We start from the raw sequence: 12510 nt of genomic DNA, 5'->3' as shown, positions 1-12510 counted from the left end.
TAGACAGTTATAAAGAACCGCAGAACATGCGGAGCATAGCTGTTGTTTCCATTCAAGGCGTGTTGAATGAAAACCACTGTGCGGAAACCCCCGACAAGGTACGGGAAACACTGGATATAAAACGGCGCAACGGGGAATTTATCGGGGCGTTTGCTCCATATGGCTATCGTAAGCACCCGGACGATAAAAACGCTCTTGTGATAGATATTCTGCTTGCAGTTGATCCTCTAGAAGCATTTTTTCCTTATTGGTAAGTTCCATACATAAAGCCTCCTTTCCGTATTAGTTTTACCCAAAAAATGAGGAATATTAAAAAAAGATGAAGTTTTTATACAACTTCATCTTTTTTGTGATTTTTATATTGCAATTCATAAAGCCTGTAATAGAGACCTTTCTGTTTTAACAATTCTTCATGGTTGCCCATCTCACGTATTTTACCTTTATGGAGTACTATTATCTTGTCAGCGTGTTGTATTGTAGATAGTCTGTGGGCTATGGCAATGGTAGTACGTCCCTTTATGAGCTTTGCTAGTGCCTCTTGTATAAGCATTTCCGTTTCCGTATCTATATTGGCCGTGGCTTCGTCTAGTACCAATATGGATGGATTAAATGCCAAAGCTCGTGCAAAAGCTAATAGCTGTCTTTGACCAGAAGATAATGTCGATCCCCTCTCCATTACCTTTTCTTCATATTTATTTGGCAGTTTTTCTATAAATGTATCCGCATTTACGTATTTAGATATTTCTACGATATTTTCCTGGGAAATATTTTGGTTATTTAGGCGAATATTAGACTCTATATCACCGGTAAAAAGAAATACATCCTGTAGAACTACACCTATGTTCTTTCTTAAATCATCTAGGGAAATATCTTGAATCGGAATGCCATCTATGAGTATGCGTCCTTTTTGTATATCATAAAATCTACATATAAGGCTTATTATAGATGTTTTGCCTGCACCGGTAGCACCGACAAATGCCACTGCTTCACCTGGATTTATCGTAAAACTTACATCCCTTAGTACCCAATCCTCATCCTCATAAGCAAACCATACATTTTGAAATTCTATTTTACCGTTAATCTTATTAATATGCACAGGATTTTGTATTTGCGGAATTATATCATCTTGATCTAATAGATAAAATATCTTTTCAGATGCTGCCATGGCAGATTGCATTATATTATATTTTTCAGTCATATCATTTATCGGTTGAAAAAACATCTGCAGATAACTTATAAATGCAAAGAGTACACCAAATTGTATTTCACCCTTTAGTATATTTCTAGCGCCATACCATACAAGAAGGGCCAATGCAAGGGAATATATCATCTCCATGGCAGGACGAAATATGGCAAATAGCTTAGTCTCCCTCATGGATGCATCATAATATTTATTATTTACATCGTTAAACTCCCCTTGTTTTCTTTTTTCTTGATTGAATATCTGTATTATACGCATACCCGATATATGTTCGGATAAGAACGTATTTATTTTAGACAGCTGTGTACGTACCTCCCTATGGGCCTTTCGGGCCTTTGTTCTAAATACAATGGTTATCAATACTATAACTGGCATGGATGCCATACTTATAAGCGCCAGTTTGGTATTTATCCTAAACATTATGACTATTATGCCTATCAACATAAAGATGTCTTTAAACATATTTACAAGTACTCCTGTATACATCTCATTTAAAGTCTCTGTATCATTTGTTATACGGGTTACTAATTTTCCCACTGGGTTTTTATCATAAAAAGATAGGGATAGATTCAATAGGTGGGAAAATATTTGATTTCTCATATCATATATTATCCTTTGGCCAGTATACTGGAGTAAAATTACCTGTATGTAGTTTATTATCAAAATCACAATTATGAGGATCAAAAAGATTATAGCGAGTTTTTTTAGTGCTTCCACATCAGGAGCTCTAAATAGTTTTAAGTTATCTTTAGGGATAGGAATTGCAGAAATTTCTTTGTCAGGAGTTTTTATATAGTATGCTTGATTTTTTTGTATTATGGATATATCCTGTTTATCCTTTGGTAATTCACCTTCCACCATATATGCGTCTTTACCATATTGTAAAAATGCATATATTTTCCCACCATCTATATTAGTGTTATTTTTTTTGTCAAGCTGGACCCATTCCTTATTATCAAATATAATGCCTTTTTGTGGCCCTTTTCCTTTATCAAAGACCATATATTGTCTTCCATAGACATTTATATGGTCATCTATAGCCATCTTTATGAAGTAAGGTCTTGCAAGATCACCTACAGTAAGTACCAATAAAAGCAGTATGGATATAAGTATTAGATGCCAATATGGCTTGGCAAATTTTAAAAGACGTTTCATAAGGGCTCTGTCATATCCCTTTTCCATCTGTTCTTCCATTTCGTAATTATCCATAGTTTTCACTCCTCTCTAAGCCTCTTCTACCTGTTCTTCTAGAAGCTGCCTTTGATATAGGTCATAGTATTTGCCCTTTAATGCTAAAAGTTCCTCATGGGTCCCCTGTTCTACTATTTCCCCGCCTTCTAAAAAGATTATATTATCTGCATTTTCTATAGTGGATATTCTATGGGCTATTATTATGCTTGTTCTTTTAGCAAGTATATTTTTGAGGTTATTTAGTATTATTTCTTCTGTTTGAGTGTCCACAGCTGAGAGGGCATCGTCCATTATAAGGATTTTGGGATCTAGTATTATTGCCCTGGCTATTGATACACGCTGTTTTTGACCACCTGATAATGTGACACCCCTCTCCCCTACTATCGTATCAAAACCTTCTGGAAAAGATAATATATCGTCATATACCTGTGCTATTTTAGTTGATTGTTCTATATCTTCCATGCTGGCATCTATATTTCCGAATGCGATATTCTCCTTGAGTGTAGAAGAGAATAAAAAATTATCCTGCGGTACATATCCTATATTCCTCCGAAGTGCGGATAGTGGTATTTTCTTTAATTCATGCCCATCTATATAGATATTGCCTGATATATATCCTTCATACATACGGAGTATGAGGTTTACCAGTGTGGTTTTGCCACTGCCAGTACCACCGGTTATTGCAAGGGTGCTGCCGGAAGGTATATCAAGGTTTATGTTTTTCAATACCGGTTTATCATCGTTCATATATGAAAAAGTGAGATTATCAAATAGTATATGACCTTGTATCTTCCTTATGTCACCAGCCTCCTTATCTGTTATCTCCGGTTTTATGCACATTATACTATTTAATCTATCAAGGGATGCTAATCCCCTTTGGATTAAGCTTATTACCCAACCAAAGGCCATCATGGGCCATACTAGCATACCAAGATAGGTGTTAAATGCTATAAAGTCCCCAAGGGAAATATCTCCATACATAACTTTAATGCCACCGTATCCGATCATTATTATAAAGCTTATAGTGGCTACAAATTGTGCAAAGGGAAGGGCAGCACCCCAAAGTTTTGCCATCTTCATATTTTTATCGAATGCATTAGTGCTTACCTCTTCAAAATTCGCCTTTTCATATTCTTCCTGTACAAAGGATTTTACTACCCTAATACCTGATAAGGTTTCCTGTACCTTATCGGTGAGGCCGGAAAAGGCCTCCTGTACGGCGGTAAATCGCTTATGTACTACTTTGCCAAAGAATATAGATAGAATACCTATTGACAATAGAGGTATCAAAACCATGAATGTTAATTTTACATCTATAGTTTTAAACATTATTACAAGTACTGATATGGTAAGGAATAGGGTGTCTGTGCTAAGGAGCACACCAGTACCCATAGCCATGCGTACGGCATTTACATCGTTTGTAGCATGGGCCATAAGATCTCCGGTCTTATGCGTATTATAAAATGAAGGGGACAGGGTTAAAAGATGATCAAATAATTTTTTTCTAAGCTCGTAATCTAGTTTTTTCTCTGTGCCAAATATAAATATTCTAAATAGATACCTGCATATCATGACCCCTAATGCTATACCCAGTAGAAATAGTATGTATTTTGATATCATTTTCATATCTATATTGCTTTTTTGCAGTTCATCGGTTATATAGCCCAATAGCTTTGGAAATATAAGCTGTAATATATCAACGCCAAGAATAAAACATATACCTAATATGTATTTCCATTTATGTCTTTTTACAAAGTCCTTTATAAGGTCATATCTACCCATTTAATTCCCTCCAGGTAATTTTTACTGATTTTCTAATTTGGTATTTATACATTATACAACAAAAGGCAAAAAATATCATTACAATAAATGTAGTTGATGGAATTTTGTCTATTGTGGATAATTTCTGTGAAAGAGATGTGGAAAAACTCCACAGCTTATATGTGGACAGTGTGGATAAGTCTGGGGATTATTAGTGTTATTCTCAAAAAACTATCCCAAGACTTGTGGATAACTCTTTGGATATGTTATCAACATCCAAAAAAAAGAGTAGGTTTAAACCTACTCTTTTGCGTATTGATCTATTATACTAAGTATTTTATCCAGGCTATTTGCGTGATCTTGTTTTGACATTGCCTGTATATATTTATTTTTATTATTATAAAGATCTAATATAGATATATATAAAGTATCTATATTCATATCTTCCTGCATTAAAACCTTGCTGAAGCCCTGTTTTTCAAAGGATTTTGCATTTAAAATCTGATCCCCTCTGCTGGCACTTAGGGGCAGAGGTATTAAAAGACAAGGCTTTTTAAGGGCTAAAAACTCGTATATGGAATTGGCTCCCGCCCTTGAGACTATAATATCGGCTGCAGCCATCAAATGTGGAAGGTCATCTGATACGTATTCAAACTGTGCATAACCTTGAAGGTCGTTGTATTTTTCATCTATATTACCTTTTCCACATATGTGGATAACATCAAATTTGTTAATAAGTTTTTTTATGATATCCCTTATGCAGTTATTCACAGCTACTGCCCCTAAACTCCCACCCATTATCATGAGTACCGGTTTTTGTCCGTTAAATTGACATATTTCAAGGCCCTTTTTGGCACTTCCCTCTAATAGCTCCCGCCTTATGGGGGTGCCAGTGTATTCAGCCTTTCCATCCTTAAAATGATCTACTGTTTCAGGAAAGGTTGTGCATACCTTTTTGGCAAATTTAGTTGCTATTTTATTAGCAAGTCCAGGTGTTATATCCGATTCGTGCACTATTACCGGTATATGGTTCATCCATGCACCTATAACTACCGGTACCGATACAAAACCACCCTTTGAAAATACTATGCTGGGCTTTAATTTTCGTATTATACTGGCCGACTGGCCTACCCCATATATAACCTTAAAAGGGTCGGTAAGATTTTTTATATCCCTGTATCTTCTCAATTTACCTGATTGTACAGAATGATATGTAACATTATTATATTGGGATATGAGGTTATGTTCTATACCATTTTTTGTACCTATATAATGGATCTCATATCCTTTTTCTATCAAATGGGGGATAAGGGCAATGTTTGGTGTTACATGCCCTGCAGTTCCTCCACCTGTAAGCACTATTCTATCCAAAGCATACAGCCTCCTAGATGAAAAATACTATTTTAAACCCTTTCAGGTGTGCTTAGGCCTATGAGCTTAAGGCCGTTCGCCAATGTGATCTTTGTGGATTTTACCATAGCTAGACGGGCTGTCCTTAAATCATTGTCATCCACTAGTATGGAGTGGGTATTATAAAATCTGTTAAATGCCTGTGCTAAATCCACTAAATACCTGGTTATTATGGAAGGCTCTAGGTCCTCCATGGCCTGTATTACCCTTTCAGGGAAAAGTTTAAGTGTCTTTGCCAATTGGTATTCTTCTTTGGAATCTAACAGTTCACTGTTAAATGCACTATTAACCTCTTCATCGGCCTTTTTTAGTACGCTGCATGCCCTTGCATGGGTATACTGTACATATGGTCCCGTTTCTCCGTCAAAGTTTAATATCTCATCCCATGAAAAGGATACGTCCTTTATTCTGTTGGCACTTAGATCACTGAATATAACAGCGCCTACACCCATTTCCCTAGCTATTTCTTCCTTGCCTTCTAGGTTTGGATTTTTAGCTTCTATGGTTTCAAGCGTCTTTTCCATGGCCTTATTTAGTATATCCTCCAAGAGCACTACCTTTCCCTTGCGGGTGGCCAGCTTTTCGCCTCCTAGACTTACTAGGCCAAATGGTACATGAACCAGATCCTTTGCCCAATCATATTCCATAAGCTCTACCACTTTAAACCACTGTTTAAAATGCAGCGCTTGGGCAGCAGCTGTTACATATATACATTTATCAAAATTATATTCGTTTTTTCTGTATATGGCAGCAGCTATATCACGAGTAGCATATAATGAACTGCCATCTTTTTTTAATATCATGCAAGGTGGCATATCGTATTCATCTAGATCTACTATCATAGCCCCCTGGCTTTCCTTTAGGAGATCCTTTTCCTTTAATTCTTCTATTACAGCTTCCATCTTGTCATTATAGAAGCTTTCTCCGGCATAGGAATCAAATTTTATCCCCATAAGGTCATATATCCTTTTGAATTCCTTAAGGCTTATATCCTTAAACCATTGCCAAAGTTTTAGGGCTTCTTCATCTCCATGTTCCATCTTGGCAAACCATGCCCTTGCTTCATCATCTAAAGTAGGATCCTTTTCTGCTTCTGTATGGAATCTTACGTATATATCCATAAGTTCCTTTATACCATTTTGTTCTATCCTTTTTGCATCTCCCCACTTTTTATAGGCGACTATAAGCTTGCCGAATTGTGTACCCCAATCGCCTAAGTGGTTTACTCCAATGCAGTTATAGCCCATAAATTCAAATATTTTATATAGAGCATTACCTATTGAAGTAGATCTTAAATGTCCCACGTGAAATGGTTTTGCAATATTTGGTGCTGAGTAGTCTATTACAACATTTTTGCCATTTCCAATATCACTGGCACCATATTTCGTGTCCTTATCTAATATCTCCCCTATTACTGTCTTAATAAAAAGGGACTTATTTATAAAGAAGTTTAAATAACCGGATACCGCCTCCACCTTTTCAAAATATTCTGATTGGGGTATATTTTTTAAAAGCTCATCTGCTATCAAAGCAGGAGCTTTTTTATATACCTTGCTCAATTTAAAGCAAGGTAGAGCCACATCCCCCATTTCAGGGTTTGGAGGGTACTCCAGCATATCGTATAAGCTGTTTTTATTGAAAGACGGAATAAGGGGAGCTAAAGAGTTTGCTACTATCTCCTTTACGTCAAACATATCTATGCTCCTTTTACTTATTATTATGTATTTTCTTTTCATTTTATCATACCATATGGGCTTAAAAAAAAACAGTATGAACATTTATTTTGTTCTATATTGCCAATATTGGACATAATAATCATGGCGAGAAGAGAAAAATATGAAAAGGATAAAGGCGGGAGTGGATCTAATGGACAAAATATATGGTTTGGCCTGTCTACGTAAGGCAGATGGTACATCTTATATGTATCCAGATTATATGTTTACCCTTATAAATGAAACATTTCAAAACATTATAGAATTGGATAGAAAGTTTATCATGGGTAGGACGATATCAAACATAATAAGGCTTATGCCTAATATGGACAAGGATATATACGAACTATTTACAAGGATCTTATTAAAGGGGATCTATAGCATATCAGGCAGCGTATTTCTATTTGGCAGTTGGTATGATATCACCGTAACGCCTGCAGGAGAGGATTATTTTATAATTAAGCTAAACGGGCTTGTACAAATTAAATCTGTTTATGCATAATATTTATATTGCTATATAATCTAAAAATAATAGAACAATATAATTTATATTAAATACTTATGAATGGGAAATAATAACCTTTGTTGTATTTTCATAGATAAAAATGTGGTATAATAATAGTAAAATATGGTGAAAGGATTGGCAATATGATAAAGGAGAGGTTGGTTATACAAAATCCCCATGATACATGCAAAAAGCTTGAAGATTTTATAGGAACAAGCATGGAAAAATCCCATAAGGCCGGCTGCATACTGGGCATAAGTGGAGGATTAGATTCAGCACTGGTTGCATACTTAGCAGTAAGGGCTGTAGGCAAGGAGAATGTAATGGGCATATTCATGCCTGAACGGGATACTAGCAAGAAAAGCTACAACGATGCTAGGATGCTTGCAGATGTGCTTGGTATATCATTTAAAGAGATAGATATAAAGCCCATACTAAGGAAGATAGGGGTATACGGCCTTGAGCCTCCCGCCTTCTACGTGCCTAGATCTTTTCAGGAAAAGTATGTATACAATAAAAATAAAAAGTTATCTAGGGATAATGAGCCCACATTCTTGCGCATGCTAAAGGGTGGAGAAGGGGATAGGGAGCTCCAAAAGCATATAGCATATATAAATACAAAACATCGTATACGCATGACATACCTGTATTACTACGGGGAGATAAATAACTATATGGTTCTTGGTACTGCCAATAAGAGCGAGTATATGACTGGGTTTTTTGTTAAATATGGAGATGCGGCAGCGGATATACAACCACTCCTGCCTTTCTATAAAACTCAGATAATAGAATTATCAAAGGCCATTATGGTGCCGGATAGTATAATAAACAAGGCTCCCGCCCCGGATCTTATGCCTGGCATGGGAGATGAGGATGTTTTAGGTATATCTTACGAAAGTTTGGATATGGCCATTGCTGGACTTGAATAGGGCCTTGATGAGGAAAAAATCGCCGAGGAGGCTAGATGCGATATATCCCAGATTGCATATATAAAACGCCTCATGGAGCTTTCTTCCCCACTTAGGGAACTGCCTAAAAGTCCACAAATATAAAGAAAACTAATGCTTATATTTGCTTGACACGATGGTAAGCATAGTACTATACTTAATTTGACAAGCCATAGCCTTTCATGCGTTTTGAGTGAAAGGCTATATTAATATAGGAGGATGAAATATGAACGAGGTAAGGACTAGATTTGCCCCAAGCCCTACAGGTTATATGCATATAGGTAACCTTAGGACAGCTCTCTATGCATATCTTATAGCAAAAAAGCACAATGGAAAATTTATATTGAGAATAGAGGATACCGATCAGGGTCGTTATGTAGAAGGGGCTGTTGATGTTATATATAATACCTTGAATATAGTAGGTATGAAGCATGATGAAGGTCCCGATATAGGAGGGCCATACGGACCATATGTGCAGAGTGAGAGACAGGATATATACAAGGAATATGCTCAAAAATTGGTAGAATCGGGAGATGCATATTACTGTTTTTGTACTAAGGAAAGACTTGAAAATCTGCGCCATGACTGCGAGGCTAGGAAGATGCCCTTTAAGTATGATGGGTATTGTAGAAGCCTAAGTAAGGCTGAGATAGAGGATCGCATAGCAAATGGTGAAGAGTATGTCATAAGGCAACGCATACCCGATAGGGGGGTTACTACTTTTAAGGATGAGGTATATGGCAAGATTGCCGTGGAAAATGAAACACTAGATGACAATATACTTATAAAATCAGATGGTATGCCCACATATAATTTTGCCAACGTAGTAGATGACCATCTTATGGGTATTACACACGTAGTAAGGGGAAGTGAATATCTATCATCTACACCAAAGTATAATCTACTTTATAAGGCATTTGGATGGGAAATACCAAATTATATACATTTGCCCCTTATAATGAAGGATAATGGGAAAAAGCTTAGTAAACGTGAAGGGGATGCTTCTTTTGAAGATTTTTATAATAAGGGCTATTTAAAAGAGGCTATTATAAACTATATAGCACTTTTAGGCTGGAGTCCGGGGACGGAACAGGAAGTATTTACGCTTGATGAGCTTATACAGGCATTTTCTATAAAAGGACTCAATAAATCTTCTGCTATATTTGATCCTAATAAATTAAGATGGATGAATGGGGAACATATAAGACGAAAATCATTAGAAGAGTTCCACGAATTAGCCCTTCCCTATTATAAAGAAGTAATAAAAGATGCTGATATAGATCCTATGAAACTTAGTAAGCTTTTACATGTAAGAACAGAGGTATTGAGCGAAATACCTGAGAATATAGATTTTGTAGAAAAATTACCAGAGTATGATGTGGACTTATACGTTCATAAGAAGATGAAGACCAACCTTGAAAATTCAAAGGAGGCCCTTATAAGGGCGTATGATGTTCTGGAGAAACTGGATAAATGGGAAGAAGAGATCATACATGATATTCTAATGGATTTGGTAAAGGATATGGGTGTAAAAAATGGTCAGGTATTGTGGCCCGTACGTACGGCATTATCAGGCAAGAAGTTTACGCCAGGCGGGGCTATTGAACTGGCTGGGCTACTTGGGAAGGAAGAAACTTTAAGAAGACTAAGGATAGGTATAGACAAGCTTTCGAAATGATTTATAAAGAAGTTAAAAAGGCCGAGGTTTATAAAATACCCTTGGCCTTTTTACTAAAAACCATTATATATATACAACATATATTTTGTAATTTAGCATACCAGTAAATTAAGAGCATATTTTGCATGTGGGGTGATTAAAATGTATAAAGAAACCTTTAATTTTAAGGCATCAGATGGATTAGACATATTTGTATACAAGTGGTCACCGGATGGCGATAGGCAGGGCAAGGCTGTTGTGCAGATAGCCCATGGTATGGCGGAGACGGCAGGGAGATATGAGTCCTTTGCAAAAAGTCTCACAGATGACGGATATATAGTATATGCCAATGATCACAGAGGCCATGGCAAGACGGCTAAAAGTTTGGATGAAGTAGGTTATATAGGTCCTGATGGTTTTAATCGTATGGTATTAGATATGAAAGAACTCACCAAATTTATTCGAAATGTGGAAAATCCTAATTTCCCCTTATTTCTTTTTGGACATAGTATGGGCTCATTTTTATCACAGCGCTATATTTCTCTTTATGGAAAAGATATTCAAGGAGTTATATTATCAGGCACATCATGCAACCCAGGGCCCATTGTGAATATAGGTATACGTATGGCCCAAAAGGAAATGGACAAAAATGGTCCAAAGGCAAAGAGCCCACGTTTAAACGATATGAGTTTTGGAGGATATAATAAAAAATTCAGCCCAAATAGAACTGATTTTGACTGGTTAAGTAGAGATGAAAATGAAGTAGATAAATATATAAAGGATCCATATTGTGGTGGTATATTTACTACAAGCTTCTATTATGATTTTCTAAGTGGTATGAAGGAGATATTTAAGAAAGAAAATATGGGAAATGTACCAAAGGATTTGCCAATATATATATTTGGGGGAGACAAGGATCCTGTAGGTAAGATGGGAAAAGGTGTTCCGAAGCTTGTGAAGGCATATAAAGGACTTGGTATAAAGGATGTAAGCTATAAATTGTACAAGGATGGCAGGCATGAGATGTTGAATGAAATAAACAGGGATGAAGTAGTAAGGGACATTCTGGTATGGCTGGCTAGTCATATGGAAAAGGTTTGTAATTAACTGCTATCTTGAATATGTCCAAAAGACTATAGAATTTTTTGTTGTATGATTTGTAGAGTTTTATATTGGGTATGGCATACAGGGGAATATAGAATATTGCAGCCAGTAAAGTGCCATATATAACATCTATAATGGAATGCTGTTTTACAAATATTGTAGATAGGCATATTGATATCATTAAGAAAAATGATATCTTTTTTTTATTATTGCTAAAAGCATATAGATTACGCAGTGCCGCATCCACTCCAATGGAATTGAAAACATGGATGCTTGGGCATACATTTGTAGGTGTGTCTATAGTATATAAAAATTTTATTGCCCTTGATAGCATATCCGTTTCGGTAATATCTGGTCTTAAATCCTGACCATTTGGGAATAGCATATATAATATGTAGCATACAGCCATGCCACCTGATATAAAGATTAAAAGTCTATAAAAGGCCTCTTTTGAATTTATGCCTGTATATATAAGGCCAAAGGCTACGTAAAAGTACCATATGACATATGGTATTATAAATACTTTTATAAAAGGTATCTTATTATCAAGGGCGGTATGGAGTATATATTCAGGTACAATATTCTTTTCACAATATGAAAACCACATTAATAGTGGAACAAAAATAAAGAGCAGGTAAAAGTGGCTATGTCCACGTATAAATTTTTTTACACGGTTCATATATGTTTCCTCCTTAAGATTTATGATTTATAGATAGTATTATTTATCGCCACTATTACAGTTCGATATTCAAGAAAAGGTAAAAAAATAATAGATTAAAACTTTATATAAATAGGTATATTGGGCATATTATAAGAAGTAAAAAAATGATGACCAAAAATGAGAATAATATTGAACTGAAGTTTGGAGTATAAGGTATAATATAAAAAAATGTCGAAGTTAGTGTATAATTTTCATGGGCATCGGGCATTAAATTCCAAAAAGAGGAAGACCCCACTAAGGGGTCTTCCATATGCATAGTCAATCCTATATAATGTAATCAACACCGAAAAACATTAAGGAG

10 protein-coding genes are annotated in these 12510 nt (G+C 35.8%); 4 read left to right on the top strand and 6 right to left on the bottom strand.

The features are described from left to right. Window positions 1-138: 138 nt before the first annotated feature. The 5 genes from EJN67_RS14415 to argS form a co-directional block, all read right to left on the bottom strand. Window positions 139-261, bottom strand: coding sequence for a hypothetical protein (locus EJN67_RS14415; RefSeq protein WP_279387729.1), 123 nt, complete (start codon window positions 259-261; stop codon window positions 139-141). A 67-nt stretch (window positions 262-328) separates the two neighbouring features. Next, window positions 329-2410, bottom strand: coding sequence for an ABC transporter ATP-binding protein (locus EJN67_RS11245; protein ID WP_129724407.1), 2082 nt, complete (start codon window positions 2408-2410; stop codon window positions 329-331). Window positions 2411-2425: 15 nt separating this feature from the next. Beyond that, window positions 2426-4174 carry an ABC transporter ATP-binding protein gene (locus EJN67_RS11240; RefSeq protein ID WP_129724406.1) on the bottom strand — a complete coding sequence of 583 codons (1749 nt, stop codon included), beginning with the start codon at window positions 4172-4174 and terminating at the stop codon, window positions 2426-2428. Window positions 4175-4453: 279 nt separating this feature from the next. Then, window positions 4454-5524 carry an undecaprenyldiphospho-muramoylpentapeptide beta-N-acetylglucosaminyltransferase gene (locus tag EJN67_RS11235; RefSeq protein ID WP_129724405.1) on the bottom strand — a complete coding sequence of 357 codons (1071 nt, stop codon included), beginning with the start codon at window positions 5522-5524 and terminating at the stop codon, window positions 4454-4456. Window positions 5525-5556: 32 nt separating this feature from the next. After that, entirely contained in the window at window positions 5557-7257 is a 1701-nt protein-coding gene (gene argS, locus EJN67_RS11230; protein WP_129724404.1) for an arginine--tRNA ligase, read from the bottom strand. Between the two features lie 142 nt (window positions 7258-7399). On the opposite strand from argS, the gene EJN67_RS11225 reads away from it, so the two are divergent. The 4 genes from EJN67_RS11225 (at window position 7400) to EJN67_RS11210 (ending at window position 11491) form a co-directional block, all read left to right on the top strand. After that, complete coding sequence (locus EJN67_RS11225; RefSeq protein WP_129724403.1) at window positions 7400-7777, top strand: hypothetical protein; 378 nt, start codon at window positions 7400-7402, stop codon at window positions 7775-7777. 146 nt (window positions 7778-7923) lie between these two features. Then, the gene (gene nadE, locus EJN67_RS11220) at window positions 7924-8709 is read left to right on the top strand and encodes an NAD(+) synthase (protein WP_129724402.1); all 786 of its coding nucleotides are present in this window, start codon (window positions 7924-7926) and stop codon (window positions 8707-8709) included. A gap of 244 nt (window positions 8710-8953) precedes the next feature. After that, window positions 8954-10405: a glutamate--tRNA ligase gene (gene gltX, locus EJN67_RS11215; protein ID WP_129724401.1), complete on the top strand. Its 1452-nt coding sequence runs from the start codon at window positions 8954-8956 to the stop codon at window positions 10403-10405. Between the two features lie 141 nt (window positions 10406-10546). Beyond that, a complete protein-coding gene (locus EJN67_RS11210; protein ID WP_129724400.1) occupies window positions 10547-11491 on the top strand; it encodes an alpha/beta hydrolase in 945 nt (314 codons plus the stop codon). Here the strand turns inward: EJN67_RS11210 and EJN67_RS11205 are convergent. After that, entirely contained in the window at window positions 11463-12167 is a 705-nt protein-coding gene (locus EJN67_RS11205; RefSeq protein ID WP_129724399.1) for a phosphatase PAP2 family protein, read from the bottom strand. The genes EJN67_RS11210 and EJN67_RS11205 overlap by 29 nt on opposite strands. Window positions 12168-12510 lie beyond the last annotated feature (343 nt).

This window comes from Xylanivirga thermophila (genome assembly GCF_004138105.1).
GTDB lineage: Bacteria > Bacillota > Clostridia > Caldicoprobacterales > Xylanivirgaceae > Xylanivirga > Xylanivirga thermophila.
This window is presented reverse-complemented; position numbering and strand designations above follow the sequence as displayed.